Origin of the sequence: Cetobacterium sp. ZWU0022, from assembly GCF_000800875.1 — a bacterium.
GTDB lineage: Bacteria > Fusobacteriota > Fusobacteriia > Fusobacteriales > Fusobacteriaceae > Cetobacterium_A.
Window position 1 is genome coordinate 45908 of record NZ_JRJZ01000077.1, and the last position, 18756, is coordinate 64663.

An 18756-nucleotide genomic window follows, 5' to 3' on the forward strand; every position below is an offset into this window, starting at 1 on the left:
GGAGGATTTTATGAAAAAAAAGTTATTTTTTATGTTGGGGTGCTTATCATTATTGCTAGGAACTATAGGGATATTTTTACCTATTTTGCCGACGACCCCATTTGTTTTATTATCTGCATTTCTTTTTGAAAGAAGTTCTGAGAAGTTCCATAGATTACTTTTAGAAAATAAAATATTTGGAAAATATATAAAAGATTATACGGAAAAAAAAGGAATAACTTATAAGAATAAAGTTATAGCAATAATAGTTATGACCTTAGGGATGGGAAAAGGTTTTTTATCTATGAATAATATTTATGGAAGAACGGCTTTAGTAATAATATTTTTTGCAGTTTTAACTCATTTGTTGAAATTGAAAACCTTAAAGGCAGAGTAAAAAAAAGGATTTAGCAATATACTAAATCCTTTTTTTAACTACTTTGTGTTTGTCTTGTTTGTTTTAGCTCTTTTGTTTTCAGCTTTTTTTTGCCAAAACTTATTACCAGATGATTTTTTACTAGTTTCAGAATTTGATTTTTTAGTTGAATCGAACTCTCTTTTAGGTCTTTGTTTAAAAGTATCTTTTGGTTTTTTAGGAGCAGTTTTTCCTTCTTGTCCGTGAATTGTCACAAATTCAGTTTTGTTTGTTTTTATAATATCAGCTAAGAATTTTTTATCTTCAAAGGCTGAGAAAGTCAAAACGATACCATTTTTATTTGCTCTTCCAGTTCTTCCACTTCTGTGGGTAAAAGCTTCAGCAGTTTTAGGAAGATCATAGTTGATAACATGCGTAACTTGAGGGATATCTAATCCTCTTGCAGCAATATCAGTAGCAACTAAAATATTATAAGTTCCATTTCTAAAACCTGATAAAGCTGCATCTCTTTGGTTTTGAGAAAGGTTTCCTTGGAAATGAACAGCTTTAAAACCTTTATTTTCTAAAACTCTACTTAAATATTTAGCTTTATGTTTACCGTTAGTAAAAATAATAACTGATTCAATATCAGAATTTTCTAAAATTTCAACTAATTTAGCTTTTTTATCAAGATTTTCAACGTGATATAACTCATGTTCAATAAGTTTTACAGGATCTTTATATTCTATTTCAATAGTTTTGTGATTCTTCTCTAAAACTTTAAATGCAAGAGTTTTAATCTCTTTTGGCATTGTTGCAGAGAAAAACAGAGTTTGTTTCTTTTTTGGTGTGTGTTTAACGATTTTTTCGATATCTTTTAAGAATCCCATATCTAACATATGGTCAGCTTCGTCAAGAACAAGGAATTCAAGTCTTGTTAATCCTAGATTTCCTTGATTGATGTGATCTAAAATTCTTCCAGGACAACCAACAACGATGTCAACACCAGTTTTAAGAACATCAATCTGCTTCTTAACAGAAGTACCACCATAAACGGCTAAAGTTTTAATTCCAATACCTTTACCTAGTTGCAGTATTGTGTTGTTAATCTGCTCAGCAAGTTCTCTAGTCGGGGCTATAATAAGTGCTCTTACTCCCTTTCCCTTACCTTTAGTTGTAGCTATTTTTTCTAAGATAGGGAGAACAAAAGCCGCAGTTTTTCCAGTTCCCGTTTTAGCAAGTCCAAGTACATCTATCCCGCTTAAAATAGTTGGAATAGCTTCAGCTTGTATAGGTGTTGCTTCTTTATATCCAACAGCAGTAATCTGTGTCATTATTTCGTGTTTAAAATTAAATTCATTAAAGTTCATTACATCTCCATTTAAAAATATTTTTTGTTTATCCATCATTATAGCATTCTTTTAAGAAAAATAATATAGAAATTTAATTGTAGGTGTTATAAAAAAGGGATTTAATATGTTATAATTAAAGTCTGAGATAAGTAAAATAAGGGGGATTTGATGAAGAAAAGATATTGGACAGTTGTTCTGTTTTTTTTAGTTTTTGGAGTTTTTTTTACTAAAGGACTTTGGAAGCAAGTAAATAGAAAAACTTTTCCTAAAGAGTTAATAGAAGAAATTGATTCAAAGGAATTAAAAGGGAAGTTAACAGTTTTAGAAAAGTCTGTTTTAGAGCAATTTGAAAATATAAAAGAGCGGGAGTATAACTCTAGATATGATGAAGTTGTAGAGATTGCAAGACCTTTATTAAATAGTGAAAATGGAGTCGAATTAGGGAGCTATATGCTAGGAAAACTTTTATTAAGCGATCAATTATCTCCTAAAAATTCTCTATTTGTGTTAAATAAACTTAGGGTTTTAAAAATGCGACGTCAAAATTTTTTAGAGTCAATTAGATATTGTTTAGAGTACATAAAATTAGCAAAGTATGTTGATAGTGATTATGATGTTGATCGAGGAAAAATGGGCTTATCTATTATTATTAGTAGTTTAAATGGTTATGAAATATCAAATGAAATATTAGAGAGTATATTAAAAGAGGAACGAAATTACAAAGATTCAAACCAAGTAAAAATTGTTGCACTTTTAAATTTAGCAGAAAATAATATAAGAATTTCTAATTATAATAGATCGTTAGAAGCTTTAGATAAAATAGTGGCAAAATCTTCAGAAGAGAAAGAGCCTTATACTGATAGTTTGATGGTTGTAGTTCATTCGTTATATAGTTATAATTATGCTTATTTGGGAAATGAAAAGAAATCGTATGACCATTTAATAAAAGCTCAAAAATTCTTATCTAAAAGAAAAATTTCTTATTTTATAGATGAACATATATATTACTCAGTTGCTGAGTCCTTATATAATCTATATTTTGCAATACTTGAATTTTCAGAGGAAAAAACATTGAATATTCTAAATTCTGTTGAAAATAAAAGTGATTTTGGATTTTTGTATTATAGTTATGAAATTTTATTTGAATATTATAGAAAAACTGATAATTTTGAAAAATATGAGCATTTAAAAAGAAAATATGATAGAAAAATTACAGAAATAAATGAAATAAACTATAAAATGTTATCATTATATATGATTGAATCTATGGAGAGTGGAATTTCTAATAGAGAGTATAAAATCCTAGTTAATAGAGTTATCAGGATGTCTTTATATATTATTAGTTTATTGTTAGTAATTATTTTCTCTTTTAAGAAAGCTGTAGGACTACAAGAAGTTTCTACAACTGATTTTTTAACTAAAATTAACAATAGAAAATCATTCGATAGTACGATGGTTAAGATTTCTAATAAAGATTATTATATGCTGATATTTGATATAGATAACTTTAAAAAAATAAATGATACTTATGGCCATGGATTTGGAGATAGTGTTTTAAGAAAGATAGGACAACTTTTATTGATGAAAGAGGAGTTGTATAAAGTAAAAGTATATAGGATTGGTGGAGAAGAATTTGCTGTCTTATTTTTAGAAGAGTATTGCTCTCAAGAGAAATGTGTAGCTATAAGCGAAGATATAAGAAAGACTATTGAGAGCTTAGTTTGGATTAGAGATATAAAAGTAACAGTGAGTGGAGGATTATCTCGAAAATGTAATAAAGTTTATGAAGAGAGTGATAAACTTCTTTACGAAGCAAAAAAGTCTGGTAAAAATAAAATAATAAATAATTTTGTGTAAATAATTAGGTACTTAGAAATGAGTACCTTTTTTATTTTATTGTAAAAATATTTGAAGTAAAAAAAATTGCAAATACTACACTATAATGGTAGAATTTAAATATAATGAACTTGATTATCATAAAAGGAGAAAATTTATATATGAATTACAATAAAATAGGACGAGATATATTAAAGGAAGTAGGAGGAACATTCAATGTTAAAGAGTTGACATATTGTTTTACTCGATTAAGGTTTGTTCTTAAAGATTTGAAGTTAGTTGATAAAAAAAGGATAGAACAGTTAGAAGGAGTTATATCTGTAATAGAAAGTGGAGGTCAACTTCAGGTTGTTATAGGTTCGAAAGTTGAAAAAATTTACTTAGAGATTGTACCTATATTATCACAAAAAGATGAAGTGAAAAAAGAAGAAAATAAAAATGAAAGTTTAGAAGTTGGAAATATATGGAATAGGATTTTAATTGCAATTTCTACAATTTTCACCCCAATGGTACCGGCAATTGCAGCATCAGGTTTACTTAAAGGGGCTTTGACAGTTGCAAGAATTTTAGCATCAAATAAAGGAATTGATATAACAGGCAATCAAACTTATACAATAATTATGACAGCAACAGATGCAATATTTTATTTTATGCCAATAATTTTAGCTTATACGAGTGCAAAAGTATTTAAAGCAAATGAATTTATAGCTATGGCACTTGGTGGAACGATGTGTTCTCCTGCAATTGTAGCTCTCATGGCTGGAAGTTCATCTGTTTACATGTTTGGGCTAGAGGTAACAAAAGCGAGTTATACATCCTCGGTTATTCCAATTGTAATTGGAGTTTTTATTTTAAGTTATGTGCAAAAATTTTTAGAAAAAATTATACCAGAGGTGTTAAAAATAATATTAGTTCCAGGTTTATCATTGATTATTATGATTCCTGCCATATTTTTATTCTTTGGACCTATTGGAATATATATAGGAAATATGATAAGCTTTATGTATGGAACTTTGATGGGAATTAGTCCGATTCTTTGTGGAGCTTTTGTAGGAGGAATGTGGTGTGTGTTTGTAATTTTTGGAGCACATAGAGCGTTGATTCCAATTGGGATAAATGATGTGGCACTTTTTGGTCGTCAGAATTTATTGGCTTTTGCTGGTGCAGCAAACTTTTCTCAAGGTGGAGCGGCTCTTGGAGTTATGTTAAAAACAAAAAATAAAAATTTAGAAACGATAGCTGCTTCGGCGAGTATTTCGGCAGCTTTATGTGGAATAACAGAACCAGCAATATATGGATGTAACCTAAGATTGAAAAAACCTATGATATATGCTGTTGTATGTGGTGCATTAGGAGGAGCTATAATGGGAGCTGGAGGAGTTTATGGAGACTCGTTTGCTAACAATGGAGTTTTAACAATAGCAACTTATGCTGCATTTGGAATGAAAAAATTTGTGTTTTATCTAATAGGAATTGGAGTTGCATTTTTTGGTTCGGCTCTTTTAACATTCCTATTTGGATTTGAAGATATTGAAAGTTTAGAAAAATAGATAGAGGAGTGAAAATGGATATACAAGATAAAATGAAAAAATTCCCAGAAAACTTTTTATGGGGAGCATCATCATCAGCTTTTCAAATTGAAGGTGGATGGAATCAAGGGGGAAAAGGAAAAACTGTTGCAGATTTCAATTCGTTTAAACGTTCAGATAAACAGGCTGACTCAAAAGTTGCGAGTGATTTTTATAACAACTGGAAAGCTGATATAGATTTAATGAGTGAGTTAGGACTTCAGCTTTATAGATTCTCAATCTCTTGGGCTAGAATTATTCCAACTGGTGATGGAGAGATAAATGAGGATGGAATAAAGTTTTATGATCAAGTTATTGATTATCTTTTAGAAAAGGGGATTATGCCTTTTATAACACTTTATCATTTTGATTTACCTTATGCATTGGTTGAAAAATATAATGGATGGGAAGATAGAGAGTGTGCTTTTGCTTTTGAACGTTATGCAAAAATATGTTTTGAAAGATTTGGTGCTAAAGTAAAAAATTGGCAAGTTCATAACGAGCAAAATTTAATGGTTAGAGTTGATGAGAGAATGAACATAGATGTTGAGAATAAATGGGAAGCGGATAGAATGAGAGCTCAAATGGATTATCACATGTTTTTAGCTCACGCTTTAACTGTTAAAGTTTTTAGAAAAGTTGTTGAAAATGGAAAAATAGGTCCAGCTGTTTCATCAACTTGTTCATACCCGGCAACAAGTAAGCCGGAGGATGTATGGGCAGCTAAGATGAACGATTGTTTTAAAACTGAGTACGCTTTAGATATGCATGTTTATGGTGAGTATCCAAAATATTATATGAGATACTTAAAAGAGAGAAACATTGTTCCTAAAACAGAGGCTATCGATAAGGATATTTTAAAAGGAGCTACAAATGATTTTATAGCTGTTAATTACTATAGAACTCTTTGTATAAAGCATTTACCAGTTGATGAAAATCATGTTTTAGGTGAAAGAGAGTCTATCATGAATCAAGTTGACTTTGATCAATATGGATATTTTAGACATATAAAAAATGAGAATTTAAAAGCGAGTGAGTATGGAGCACAGATAGATCCATCGGGTCTTAGATTGGTTTTAAATAGATATTATGAAAAATACAGATTGCCAATGATTATAGCTGAAAATGGATTAGGTGCACATGATGTATTAACAGAAGATGGAAAAGTTCATGATAGCTATAGAATTGATTATTTGAGAGATCATATTGAAGCCTGTAGACTTGCGATGGAAGATGGTGTTGAGATGTGGGGTTACTCTCCTTGGTCAGTTATGGATATTTTAAGTTCTCATCAAGGGTTTAAGAAAAGATATGGTTTTGTATATATAAATAGAGATGACTTTGATTTAAAAGATATGAAACGTATAAAAAAAGATAGTTTCTACTGGTATCAAAAAGTTATTCAAACACATGGCGAAGAGATGTAGGTGATAAGTTTGGAAAATTTGATAATGAAGAGAGTTAAAGAGAAAAGATTTCAATTAATTTTACAAGTTTTTGATAAAATTGACTTTGAAAGAGTTTTGATACCAGAGGAGTATAGTAAAGAAACTTTTTATGATTTTTTAAAATGGAAAATAGGGAGTAGTTTAGGAATGAGATATGATAAACAACTTAATTTTATCTATTCTCAAAAAAATGAGGAACTTCAAGAACGTTTACTCAAAAACTTGGAGTATGATTTTAAGCAAGAACAGTTTGAAATTTTATCTAATATATATTTTGAGTTTGGAAAAGATAGATAAAAAGAGTATGAGGAAGTAAAAAAGGGAGTCGTTATTGACTCCCTTTTATTGTTGACTTAGTTGAGGTACCTAGAAATAGAAACGGTATAAGGATAAGAGCTATAACTCCACTTCCGATTAAAATATCATTAATTCCCATAATAGAAGATTGAATAATAACTTCCTGGTTTATTAAAGCTAATGAGTTACTTGAGAAACTTTCAATATTTGGATTAGCAACCGTTATGCTAGATACCATCATGTTATGATGAAAAGCCATTGCGTGATTCCAAGCAGGGATAACTAAAGATGTTCCCAAACTACTCCCTATATTTCTCATAAAATTATATATCCCTGAAGCACTAGCCAAATTTTCGTTACTAATATTTGAAAGAGTTAATGTGTTTAAAGATATAAAGAATATACCAACACCAAAGCCGTTAAAAAATCTGGTTAATGCAACATATTCTGGAGTTATTTGTGGTGAGTAACTCGCTGTAAAAAATGTGGAGATACCCAGTAGAAAGAATCCGAAAGCAGCTACTTTTCTAGCATCTAAATGATCTATTTTTTTCCAAGGATAGGAGCTACCATCAATATGGCAACTCCAAGTGTACATGTTGATTTTCCACTAACAAAAGCAGAGTATCCCATATAGTTTTGTAACCAAAGGGGAATTGCAACAACACCGCTAAAGTATGCTAAAACAGAAAACATCAAAGCGAACGAACCGACAAAAAATTTCTATTTAAAAATAGTCGAACATTTACAACTGGGGATTCATGATGCCATTCCCAAATAACTAAGAGGACTAAGAAAACAAAAGCTGATATACTGAGTCCAACAATAATATTATTGGAAAACCAGTCTAAATCATTTCCCTTATCTAGTATAAGTTGTAGAGAACCAACACCGATGACTAAAAGAATAAATCCAATTATATCAATTGGTTCTTTAACAGTTTTTTCTTTGGCGATATCTTTTTTAAAGATGTAGTAAACAATTAAGCTTGATATTATACCAAAGGGAAGATTGATATAAAAACACCATCTCCAAGAAGCAGTATCAGTTACCCATCCCCCTAAAACAGGACCAACAACAGGTGCAATAACAATAGTCATAGAGCAAATCCCTAAGGCTATTCCTTTTTTCTCTTTAGGATATAATTTTAGCATAAGTGTTTGAGAGAGTGGAATCATACTAGCTCTAACAACTCCTTGTAAAATTCTCATGCTTAATAAAAAATTATAAGATGGACTTATATCACAAAGCATACTAACTAAAGTGAAAAGTAGTGTTGCAGCTAAGTATTGTTTAATAATTCCAAAACGTTTAGTCAACCATCCAATAAGTGGTAAAAATATAGCTTCAGCGACAGCGTAGGAAGTGATAACCCAAGTTCCTTGATCAGGAACTACAGCGAAATCACCAGCAATGTGACTTAAAGAAACGTTGACTATGGTCATATCAAGAACATTCATAAAAGATCCAATAGCTAAGGCGATTGTAGCAAAGATAACTGATGAGTTCATAAGCCATAACCTCCTTAAAAACTATTACTATTAATTATTTTTTCAATCAATGAGTTTAATGCTTTTTCATCAATTTTATATAGTTCAGATTTTTGTTCTATAAACTGGTTGGGGATATCAACATTTTTGTTTGTATTAACTTTAACTGTCAAAGTTGTTCCAATCGGTAGAACACCATTTTTATTTAAACTATCCTGATTAAAATCAATACGAACAGGAACACGTTGGACAATCTTAATCCAGTTTCTAGTAGCATTTTGTGTTGGGATTAAAGCGAAGGCACTTCCTGAACCAGCAGATATTCCAGTGACAACACCACTATAAGTTTTACCATTCAAGTCACTTTTGATTTCAACATGGTTTCCAAGCTTGATATCTCTAAGCTGAGTTTCTTTAAAGTTTGCATTAATCCAAGTTTTATTTAAATCAACAACAGTAAAAAGTGTTTGACCAGCACCAACTTGTTGCCCTAAATTAACTTGTTTTTGGGCTATTACACCAGATATAGGTGAGAAAATCTTAGTTTTTTCTAAATTATATTAGGCGTTTTTTAGATTCTCAATAGCTACAGCCACAACAGGATGAGAGTATATATAAGAGCTAAAAGCTTCTATTTTACTATTTTCTAAATTAGTTAGGCTTTGCTCGTAGGCATTTTTACTATCGATATATTTAAAGTTAGTTGTATCAAAACTTTCTTTACTTGTTATTCCTGTGCTGCTAGATATTGTTTGTCTTTTTAAAGTTTTTATCAGCAAGAATAAGGTTAGCTTTAGCAGTTAAAGTGTTATTTTCATTAACTTTTACAGTGTTTTGTAATGTATAATATTTTCTTACTGCGTCAGCTAATTTTGTTTCAGCATCTTTAAGAGCAATTTCATAATTAATTGTATCTAGTTTTATAACAGAAGTTCCAATTGTTATAGGTTGGGTATCCTGTACGTTAATCTCATTGATAACGCCACTAATTTGTGTTGTTATAGACACTTGATTTCCATGGATATAAGCATTTTCAGTTTCTTCATAGCCTTTTAAAAAAATTACATAGTAAAGTAAGTATAAAATTCCAATGAAAAAAATAATTATAAGAAATATTCCGATTTTCTTTTTGGCATCTGCTCTATTTTTAACTTTAGTTTCATTAGATATTTCAATTTGATTTTCCACTGTTATTTCACCTCATTTTTATAGTAGCTACCGATAGACCCGATTAAGTTAATTTGATTTGTATACAGATTAAAGTTATTTTCAATGTAACTTAACTCAGTATCAAGTAAATTGTTTTCAGAATTTAAAAGTTCAAGCTTTGATATACTTCCAATTTTATAAAGAGTATCGCTATCCGAATAGTTAGATTTTATATTTTTATATTTACTTTCTTCGGAAAAATTACTTGATTTTGATGCTTTTAAAATATTGAGATTGTTATTGATATCTTGGTAAGCTTTGATTAGATTAATATTGTAGTTCTCAATAAAGATATTTATATTAACCCCAGCAATTTTATAGTTTTGAGTAAGCGTATTTCTATTGAATAAAGGTAGGTATAAGCTTGGTCCCATTTCCCACAATGTACTATGTGCTTTCAACAGATCTTGAACATTTATATTTTGATATAAATATTTCCCCGTGATAGAAAATCTAGGATAAAAATCAGCTTTTAGAGATTTTAAATTTTCTTTTTCTGAATTAATTAAAGCTAAATAATATTTCATATCAGGTCTATTAATAGCTATATCAGAATCAATATAATCAGGAATATTTAAAAAATAATCGAATTTATGTGTATTAGAATCTATTTTAGCTAATGTGTTATCAATAGTTTGTGAATTAACATCGCCAACAAGAATGTAGAAACTATTTTTTAATATCACCTTTTGTGTATTTATATCAACAATATTTTGTTTTAAAGATAGAATATTGTTTTTAGCGATAGAAATATTTTTGTTATTTCCAAGACCAGTTTGATAAAGAATATTTTCATATTTTAAAATTTCCTCTGCAATATTTAATTTTCTTTGGAAAATATTTTCCTCTTTTACAAGGAGAATATATTTTCCATAGAGATTTGCAACAAGAGTTGAAAGAGTGAGAGTACTCCACTCACTTTGAAGTTCTGTTGCTAGTTTTGAATATTGTGCTTGCTTTTCTAAAGCATCAAATTTCCCCCAAAGATCAAAAATATATTGTGCTTGAATACCCACAGAACCAAGGTTGATAGTATCACTATTTTTAATATCCAAATCTGTTTTAACACTAGTTGTCAAAACATGGTTTCGATTCCAATCAGCAGCTAAATCGACACTAGAAAGATTTGAATTTTTGTGGAGTTTAAAGTATATATAGCTTTTTCAATATTAAGTTTAGAAATTTTAATGTTACTATTTGTTTTTAAAACTTCATTAATAAGAGAGGTTAATTCATGATTATTTGCATTTATCCACCACTCATGAGATTTAAAAAAAACAGAGTTATTTTTTGGTTTATTTTTTGTGATTAAAGTTTTGATAGGAGTTTCAGTAACTTTAGGGGTTGCTAAGCATCCTGTTATTAAAATAGGTAAGATTATAAAAAGGATATGTGTTCTCATAAAGTTCTCACTCCTGATAAAATGATTAAATTTAAATTTAATACACTTCAATAGATTTATATTGTAATTATTTTCTAAGATAATTATTCTCTAAATATCTATAATTTCCTACAAAGTATTACTATTTAATTGTGAAAATAAATTAACTTTACAATAAAATTTAAAATGATATACTTATATCAAATCTTTTTCTACTATTATAAAACAAAAAGAATGAAAATAGTATCTATAAAACAATGGAGGTTTTACATATGAAGAAAAAACTAATTGTTAATGCCGATGATTTCGGATTATCTCCTGGTGTTAATAAGGGAATTATAGAAGCATACTTAAATGGAATTTTATCTTCAACGACGCTGATGGTTAATTAACCTTACGCAGGAGATGCTGTCGAACTGTATCAAAATTACAGTGACTTAGGTTTAGGTATACATTTGACTTTTGATAAAGGGAAGACTCTTTTTGGAGTATCTTCTTTGACTGATGGTGAAGGAAATTTTAGGAACTATAAACTTCTTTTGGAAAATGGTGAAAAAGAGGATTTTATAAAGGAGATTGAGGCACAGATTTTTAGATTTAAAGAGTTATGTGGAAAAATGCCGACACATATGGATTCACATCATCATATTCATATTAGAATTAAAGAAGCTTTTGAGGCTATTCAAGTTATATCAAAAAAATATAATTTGAAGTATAGAAAAAATGATGAGTTGATTGGTGAATTCTATGAAGATAATGTTTCGTTAAGTAATTTTTATTCTCTAATAGATACTAAAGATACTGAAATTATTGAGTTTATGTGTCATCCTGCTGTCGTGGATGCCCCTTTATTAGAAACTAGCTCATATAATTATAAAAGAGAAGAGGAGCTTAAGATTTTAACGAGCAGTGAAGTTAAAAATTATGTTAAAGATAGATACATTCTAATGTCTTATGATGGAAAAATAAAAAGTAATGTAATTTAGTGAAAAATATTTGGATAAAAAAAGGAGGCTTCTATAATTAAAATATGAAGTCTCCTTTTTAAGTTTTATCCTTTATTATTACTTTTACACATAATTATTTTATCTACAACGACTTTTTTCATAGCTTCTTTTGCAGGAATTAAATATTTTCTAGGATCACTTTCATTTGAATTATTTTTAAAAAATTCTTTTAAACTTTCTGCAAATGGTATTTTTAATTCTGTCGCAATATTAACTTTACAAATACCATCTTCTATCGTTGTTCTAACTGAGTCAAAAGGAACTCCAGATGCACCGTGAAGAACTAAAGGGATATCAATTAAATTTTTAATCTCCTTTAATCTATTGTAATCCAATTTAGGTTCATTTTTATATAAACCATGAGCAGTCCCTATAGCTATTGCTAATGAGTTTACTCCTGTTTGTTCTACAAATATCTTAGCTAATTTTGGATCGGTATATGAAGAATGAGATTCATCTACTATTAAATCGTCTTCTTGTCCGACTAGCTTTCCAAGCTCAGCTTCAACACTGACATCATATCTATGTGCAAAATCTACAACATCTTTCACAATCTTTATATTTTCTTCAAAAGGATAATGGGACGCATCAATCATAACTGATTTACATCCTAAAAGAATTGCATTTTTTATACTATCGATATCTTCGTGGTGATCCAAATGGAAGGCGATAGGAATATCATATTTTTCACTTGCAGTTTCAATCATTTTTATTAAATATTCAATACCTGCATATTTGACTGTACTTGGTGTTGCTGCTAATATAACAGGTGAATTTAATTCATTTGCAGTTTCAACAACGACTTGTATAGTTTCTAAGTTGTGAATATTAAAAGCAGGAACTGCGTATCCTTTTTTTTGTGCATCTAATAACATTTGATTTGTTGAAACTAACATTGTGATTCCCCCTTATAATTATATATTGTGACACCTTGGACAACTCTATTTACTTCGCCAGTAGGACAAGGATTATCTGGATTTATACCAAAGCTTTTTGATTTATAGAATGCAAATAATTGTGCAAAATATATATAGCTAAACATATTAAATACATCTTCTGAATAGAAATCACTATCAAAGCTATAGTAGTAATGTGAGTTCTCTTTAGCTTCAGTTGAATTTTTCATATCTAAAGTCACTAATACTTTCTTTTTATTTTCGTAAAACATCTCTTTTAGTAAATCTAATTCATACTTTCTAGTATAATTATCATTTGAGAGTAAAGTTATAACCATAGTTGTATCATTTATAATTGATTTTGGTCCGTGTCTGAATCCTAATGGAGAGTTGAAGTATAATCCAATATGTCCAGTTGTTAATTCTAAACATTTTAATGCAGCTTCTTCTGCGAGACCTTTTAAACAAGAGCTTCCTAGATATATAATTCTAGAAATATCTAAATCTATAAGTGAGTCTATTAATATTTTTATATCTTCATCTTTAATTTTATTTATTTGTATTTTTATTATTTTTTCTATTTTTTCTAAAGAGTTTAAATTAAATATTAAAAGTCCTGCTAAAGACATACAAGTAAAACTACTTGTCATCGCAAATCCTTTATCATTCGATTCTTCAGGCATTAAAAGAACAAGAGCATTCTCATCATTTTTTTTGTTTAAAGCTAATTCGCCATCTTTATTACAAGTTATTAAGATGTGAGAAATGTTATCTACAAGTTCATCAGCTAGTTTTACTGTTGCAAGGCTTTCTGGGCTATTTCCTGAACGAGCACATGAAATTAATATTAATTTTTCGTCTTTTTTTAAATAATTTTCAGGATTTGAAACAATATCTGTTGTAGCTATTGAAATAATATTTTTTCCTAAAGATGGAGCTATACTATTTCCAACAAATTCTGAAGTACCTGCACCAGTAAAAATAATTTTTCTGTTATTAAAGTCATTTTTATTTAAAAATATTTCTATTTCTTCTTTTCTATTTTTTATTAAATTTATTGTATCTAACCAAAGTCTTTTTTGTTGATTAATCTCTTTTAGTGTATAAAACTCATTCATGATATATTATCCTCCCATAATTTTAATCCATAAAGTGCTGATCCATAAACAGGTGTATATTTAGGTTCTACTATTACCGCATCAATTTTATGTTCTCTTAAATATTCTTCTAAGTTATTGAAAATATATTTAGAAGCTTTAAATACCCCTCCGACATAAGATACTTTTATAGGTTTTTCAATAAAATTTATTTTTTGAGAGATCACTTTTATCATAAGCCCAATTTCTAATGCAACCTCTTTAAATATTTCTAAACTATAAAAATCATTTTTTTCAGCGGCTTGATAAACTAATAGTGATAACTGAGCAATTTTACCTCTATCCAGTGAATATTGATTATAGATCAGGTCAATTAAATCAAAATCTTCTTTTAAATTTAATTCAGTTTTCATAATTGTATATAGTTTAGTTTTGGGATATCTTCCATCAGATTGCTTTGTAAAGACTTCAATTCCTTTTTTAGCAATCCAATAAGCAGATCCTTCATCTCCACAAGCGTGTCCCCAACCACTTGTTCGTGATTCCTCTCCAAGTTCATTTACTCCGTATCCAATAGCTCCAGTACCAGCTATAATATTAATTCCAGGATTACAAGCTAGAGCACCGGCCCATCCTGCTTTCATATCATTTCCTAATTTAAATTTAATTCCGTTCCAAACTTTTTCAGCTATTTCTTCAATTTTTTTTTGATCATCTCTAACTTCTCCATATCCAGGAATACCTGCAAAAATATAACCAATCGAGTTTTTATTAATATTTAGGCTATATAAAACCTCATTGAGAATATCTTCTAAAAGTTGTTCTAGTCCATTTAAACCTATTTGTAAATAATGACCAGTTCCTTTATAAAAATTTAAAACTTCGTGTCTATTTTCATCAATCACTGAAATAGCTGTTTTTGTTCCACCGCTATCTATTCCAATAAAAAACTTCACCCTAACCACCTCATATTTATCTATCTGGTATGTACCACTTGAATTGATTATAGTTTTTTTTTATCTTTTTGTCAAATTTTTTCTAAAAATATTTTTTGAAGACAAAGTCTAATAACTCTGATATAATTTGGGAAAATTAAATTTTATTAAGGAGGTCTTAGAATGATTGATAAATCTTCCACAACACCACTATATTTACAGTTGGTTAATTTAATCTTAGAACAAATAAAATCTGGTACATACAATGAAGGAGATAAAATTCCATCTGAAAGAGAACTATCAGAAATTTATAGTATTAGTAGAGCTACAGTTAGACAAGCTTTATCTGAGCTTGAAAAACAAAAAGATATATATAAAATACATGGGAAAGGAAATTTTGTATCAAATTGCAAGATAGATCAAGAGCTAAATGGTTTTTATTCATTTAGTGATGAAATGATTAAGATAGGTAAAATTCCAGGAAATAAAATATTGAATCTGATTTTAAAAGAAGTTGGAAATATAATTGCTACAAAATTGAATATAAATCCTTCTGAAAAAGTATTTATTTTAAATAGAGTTCGTTTAGCTGATAATGAATCTCTTATGTATGAAACAACATATTTACCTCAATGGAGGTTTAAAGAGATTTTAGAAAGTGATATTGAATTGAATGGATTATACAACTTAATGAAAACTAAATATAATGTTTCTATTTCATATGCTGAAGAGTCTTTTTCTCCTTGTATTTTAAATGAAAATGATAGTTTATTTTTAAATGCAGTTCCTGGAGATTGCGGTATGATTCTTGAAAGATATACATTTGAAAAAAATAATATTATAGAGTATACGAAATCAATTGTAAAAGGAAATAGTTTTAAATACAAGGTTCGATTAAATAATTTAGAAAAGTAAAAAAAGTATGTAATTAAGAGATGGCAAAAAAGTCATCTCTTAATATATATAATTAGATTAAGTTCTTTTGATTAAAATTGGATCAAGAACTTTATGAATAAGCTTTTTGTTTCCATTTAAAAGATATTCTATTGCGTATTCCATCATAAGGTTAACAGGGTGTTTTATACTAGTAATATTTAAAGCAGTAGATATAATGGTATCATCAAAGCTTAGAATTGTTATATCTTTACTAGAAGATAAGCCCTTTTTTTCGAGTTCCTTAATTAAATTTAAAGCAATAACATCATTAGATGTGATAAAAGCTGTTGGGAAATCTTTTATAGAATCTAGTTTTAAAGATAAATTTTCAAGATTACTATTAGTAGTATCTGTTTCTACAAACCATTCGTTTTCAAAAATTAAATTCTTTTCAGAGAAAAACTTTTTTATTCCTAAAAGTTTTATATTTTTTTTATTTGCACCAATAAATCCAATTTTTTTATGATTTAAGTTATAAAGATATTCAGTAGCAATTCTTCCTCCTTGAAAAAGAGATGTATAAATACATGGATAGTCAGAAACGATAGAATCTATAATTATAAAATTTTCATTCTTTTTTTTAAGAAACTCAAGATTTTCTTCTGCAACAGGAGCTATAATAATCCCCTCTACATTTTTTGCCTGTAAATTTAAAATATGATCTTTTTCTAAAAGTTTATCTCCTTCAGAGTTAAGAATAATAACTGTGTATTCATTTTTTCGAGCTGCTTTTTCAACAGATTTAATCATCTCTAAATAGTAGTAGTTAGATAAGTCAAAAAGTATAACTCCAATTATTTTAGAAGAGTTACTTCTTAAAGTTTTAGCACTAGAGTTTGGTTTAAAACCTTGGTCTAAAATTATTTGTTCAACAAGAGCTCGTACTTTTGGATCAACAGTTGGATTTCCATTGATCACTCTTGAAATAGTAGGTTGAGAAACGCCTGCTAATTTTGCGATATCTTTCATTGTTAAATTTTTTTTCATAAAGCCACCTTTCAAAAGTATTAAGAACTTAATTAAAATATTTTTTAGTGAATTTGTCAAATAAATTTTAATATTAAATATTGGTCTTGACAAAAATGAATTCATAGAATAAACTCATATCAAGAATACGTATTCTTATATTTTTTTTATTATTTTAAGAACGTATTGTTTTTTAAAAGAACTTAATATAGTAAAAATATAAATGGAAAGAGTGGAGGAAAGATGAAATTTATAGGTGAAAATATAGTAATAGAAGGAGAAAAAACTCTTCTTATATCTGGTGCAATGCATTATTTTAGAACTTTACCTGAACAATGGGAAGATAGGCTTGAAAAGATAGCTTCAGCAGGATTTAATTGCGTAGAAACATATGTTCCTTGGAATCTTCATGAACCTAAAGAGAAAGAGTATAATTTCTCTGGAATGTTAGATCTTGAAGAATTTATATCTTTAGCTGACAAGAAGGGCCTTTATGTAATCTTAAGACCGTCACCATATATTTGTGCTGAATGGGAATTTGGAGGACTACCAGCTTGGTTACTAAAGTATGAAGGAATAAGACTTAGAACAATGGACCCAGTATATATTAAAAAGATAGATAGATATTACGATATATTGATTCCTAAAATTCTAAAGTATCTTTCAACAAATGGTGGACCAATTATAGCTATTCAAATAGAAAATGAGTATGGAAGTTATGGAAATGACTTTAAATATTTAAATTATTTAGAAGAAGCTTTTTTGAAAAGAGATATAGACATACCTATGTTTACTTCAGATGGTCCAACTCATTGGATGCTATCAGGAGGAACTCTTCCAAATATTTGGAAAACTATAAATTTTGGTTCGAAGACAGAAGAAGCCTTTGATCTACTACAAAAATACCAAGTAAATATGCCTAAAATGGTTATGGAGTTTTGGATTGGATGGTTTGATCATTGGGGACAAGAGCATATAACTAGAAATAGTGAAGAGGTAGTTGAAGAGTTTAAATATATGTTAGAAAATAATATCTCTGTAAATTTTTATATGTTTCATGGTGGAACAAACTTTGGTTTCATGAATGGTGCAAACTATAATACTGAACAGAGATGTACTGTCACAAGTTATGATTACGATGCTCTTTTAACAGAAGCTGGAGATTTAACAAATAAGTATTATTTAGTTAAAAATACTTTGGAAAAATTAAAAGATAAAGTAAGTATAAAAAAGCATAAAAATTATAAAAAGTATGAAGTAGAAGATTCTAAAAAAATAGCGTATGGAAAAGCAAGTTTTGAAAAGAGTACTTCTCTTTGGAACAGTTTAAAATCAATTGCAGAGTATCATACATCACCTTATGTAAAAACTATGGAAGAGTTAAATCAAGACTATGGATTTATACTATATAAAACAAAAGTTAATGGAATTATTGAAGATATGCCGTTGATTTTACAAGATGTTAGAGATAGAGCTCTTGTATTTTTAAATGGTGATTTTAAAGGAGTTATTGATAGAGATATAAATCAAGAGATTATATTGAACTCTGAAGAGAAAGAATCCACTTTAGAGATTTTAGTTGAGAATATGGGGAGAATCAACTATGGTCCTTTATTAAAAGATAGAAAAGGAATTACAGAAGGAGTTAGGCTAGATAGACAATTTTTATTTAATTGGGAAATTTATACAATAACGTTAGATGATATCTCAAAATTGAATTTTGAAGAAGATATTAAAGATGTTGAAAATTATCCTAGATTCTTTAAAGGAACATTTAATGTATGTGATATAGCAGATACATTTTTAGACTTTACAGGTTGGGAAAAGGGAGTTGTTTATATAAATGGCTTCAATTTAGGAAAGTATTGGAACAAAGGACCTCAAAAGAGATTATACGTCCCAGGCCCTCTTTTGAAAAATGGCGAGAATGAAATTGTTATTTTTGAACTTCATAAAAATGATGAAACTATGGAATTTTTTGCAGAATCAAAACTTTTTTAAGAG

The 18756-nt window shown here is 28.6% G+C and carries 19 protein-coding genes and 1 pseudogene; 8 read left to right on the forward strand and 12 right to left on the reverse strand.

Features of this window, described 5'->3' with window-relative positions; genetic code table 11:
• Positions 1-10 precede the first annotated feature (10 nt).
• A complete protein-coding gene (locus tag L988_RS06225; RefSeq protein WP_047382616.1) occupies positions 11-376 on the forward strand; it encodes a YbaN family protein in 366 nt (121 codons plus the stop codon).
• Positions 377-414: 38 nt separating this feature from the next.
• Here the strand turns inward: L988_RS06225 and L988_RS06230 are convergent, their stop codons facing one another.
• A complete protein-coding gene (locus L988_RS06230) occupies positions 415-1704 on the reverse strand; it encodes a DEAD/DEAH box helicase (protein WP_047382617.1) in 1290 nt (429 codons plus the stop codon).
• Positions 1705-1854: 150 nt separating this feature from the next.
• Here L988_RS06230 and L988_RS06235 point away from each other — a divergent pair, with 150 nt between their 5' ends.
• From L988_RS06235 to L988_RS06250, 4 genes are all read left to right on the forward strand, one after another.
• Positions 1855-3543: a GGDEF domain-containing protein gene (locus tag L988_RS06235; protein WP_047382618.1), complete on the forward strand. Its 1689-nt coding sequence runs from the start codon at positions 1855-1857 to the stop codon at positions 3541-3543.
• A gap of 140 nt (positions 3544-3683) precedes the next feature.
• On the forward strand, positions 3684-5072 hold the full coding sequence (locus tag L988_RS06240) for a PTS transporter subunit EIIC (RefSeq protein ID WP_052191726.1): 1389 nt from the start codon (positions 3684-3686) through the stop codon (positions 5070-5072).
• 14 nt (positions 5073-5086) lie between these two features.
• Positions 5087-6517, forward strand: coding sequence for a glycoside hydrolase family 1 protein (locus tag L988_RS06245; RefSeq protein WP_197053948.1), 1431 nt, complete (start codon positions 5087-5089; stop codon positions 6515-6517).
• Between the two features lie 9 nt (positions 6518-6526).
• On the forward strand, positions 6527-6835 hold the full coding sequence (locus L988_RS06250; protein WP_156110693.1) for a hypothetical protein: 309 nt from the start codon (positions 6527-6529) through the stop codon (positions 6833-6835).
• Between the two features lie 31 nt (positions 6836-6866).
• Here L988_RS06250 and L988_RS13940 read toward each other — a convergent pair whose 3' ends face one another.
• The 7 genes from L988_RS13940 to L988_RS06275 form a co-directional block, all read right to left on the reverse strand.
• Positions 6867-7433 (reverse strand): MFS transporter, encoded by a 567-nt coding sequence (locus L988_RS13940; protein ID WP_231549826.1) that lies wholly within the window; start codon positions 7431-7433, stop codon positions 6867-6869.
• Positions 7379-7531, reverse strand: a complete 153-nt coding sequence (locus tag L988_RS13945) for a hypothetical protein (protein ID WP_231549827.1) — start codon at positions 7529-7531, stop codon at positions 7379-7381. Before L988_RS13945 ends, L988_RS13940 begins: the two co-directional genes overlap by 55 nt.
• Positions 7531-8346, reverse strand: a complete 816-nt coding sequence (locus L988_RS13950; protein ID WP_231549828.1) for a DHA2 family efflux MFS transporter permease subunit — start codon at positions 8344-8346, stop codon at positions 7531-7533. The genes L988_RS13945 and L988_RS13950 overlap by 1 nt, the downstream gene beginning before the upstream one ends.
• Positions 8347-8360: 14 nt before the next feature.
• Positions 8361-8864: an HlyD family efflux transporter periplasmic adaptor subunit gene (locus L988_RS14035; RefSeq protein ID WP_081990307.1), complete on the reverse strand. Its 504-nt coding sequence runs from the start codon at positions 8862-8864 to the stop codon at positions 8361-8363.
• A 202-nt stretch (positions 8865-9066) separates the two neighbouring features.
• A complete protein-coding gene (locus L988_RS06265; RefSeq protein WP_047382624.1) occupies positions 9067-9513 on the reverse strand; it encodes a biotin/lipoyl-binding protein in 447 nt (148 codons plus the stop codon).
• 2 nt (positions 9514-9515) lie between these two features.
• On the reverse strand, positions 9516-10613 hold the full coding sequence (locus tag L988_RS06270; protein ID WP_047382625.1) for a TolC family protein: 1098 nt from the start codon (positions 10611-10613) through the stop codon (positions 9516-9518).
• Between the two features lie 26 nt (positions 10614-10639).
• Positions 10640-10936, reverse strand: coding sequence for a hypothetical protein (locus L988_RS06275; protein WP_047382627.1), 297 nt, complete (start codon positions 10934-10936; stop codon positions 10640-10642).
• A 251-nt stretch (positions 10937-11187) separates the two neighbouring features.
• Here L988_RS06275 and L988_RS06280 point away from each other — a divergent pair.
• A pseudogene (locus L988_RS06280) lies at positions 11188-11901 on the forward strand (carbohydrate deacetylase).
• Between the two features lie 65 nt (positions 11902-11966).
• On the opposite strand, the gene L988_RS06285 reads toward L988_RS06280, so the two are convergent.
• Genes L988_RS06285 through L988_RS06295 form a run of 3 tightly spaced genes read right to left on the reverse strand, consistent with a single transcriptional unit; the run spans position 11967 to position 14871 of the window.
• The gene (locus L988_RS06285; RefSeq protein ID WP_047382629.1) at positions 11967-12818 is read right to left on the reverse strand and encodes a tagatose bisphosphate family class II aldolase; all 852 of its coding nucleotides are present in this window, start codon (positions 12816-12818) and stop codon (positions 11967-11969) included.
• Positions 12812-13936: an SIS domain-containing protein gene (locus L988_RS06290; protein WP_047382631.1), complete on the reverse strand. Its 1125-nt coding sequence runs from the start codon at positions 13934-13936 to the stop codon at positions 12812-12814. Before L988_RS06290 ends, L988_RS06285 begins: the two co-directional genes overlap by 7 nt.
• Positions 13933-14871, reverse strand: coding sequence for a BadF/BadG/BcrA/BcrD ATPase family protein (locus tag L988_RS06295; protein WP_047382633.1), 939 nt, complete (start codon positions 14869-14871; stop codon positions 13933-13935). Before L988_RS06295 ends, L988_RS06290 begins: the two co-directional genes overlap by 4 nt.
• Before the next feature lie 162 nt (positions 14872-15033).
• On the opposite strand from L988_RS06295, the gene L988_RS06300 reads away from it, so the two are divergent.
• Complete coding sequence (locus tag L988_RS06300; RefSeq protein WP_047382634.1) at positions 15034-15765, forward strand: GntR family transcriptional regulator; 732 nt, start codon at positions 15034-15036, stop codon at positions 15763-15765.
• A gap of 57 nt (positions 15766-15822) precedes the next feature.
• Here L988_RS06300 and L988_RS06305 read toward each other — a convergent pair whose 3' ends face one another.
• Positions 15823-16773 carry a LacI family DNA-binding transcriptional regulator gene (locus tag L988_RS06305; protein WP_047382636.1) on the reverse strand — a complete coding sequence of 317 codons (951 nt, stop codon included), beginning with the start codon at positions 16771-16773 and terminating at the stop codon, positions 15823-15825.
• A gap of 222 nt (positions 16774-16995) precedes the next feature.
• On the opposite strand from L988_RS06305, the gene L988_RS06310 reads away from it, so the two are divergent.
• Positions 16996-18753, forward strand: a complete 1758-nt coding sequence (locus L988_RS06310; RefSeq protein ID WP_047382638.1) for a glycoside hydrolase family 35 protein — start codon at positions 16996-16998, stop codon at positions 18751-18753.
• The last annotated feature ends 3 nt before the right edge of the window (positions 18754-18756 follow it).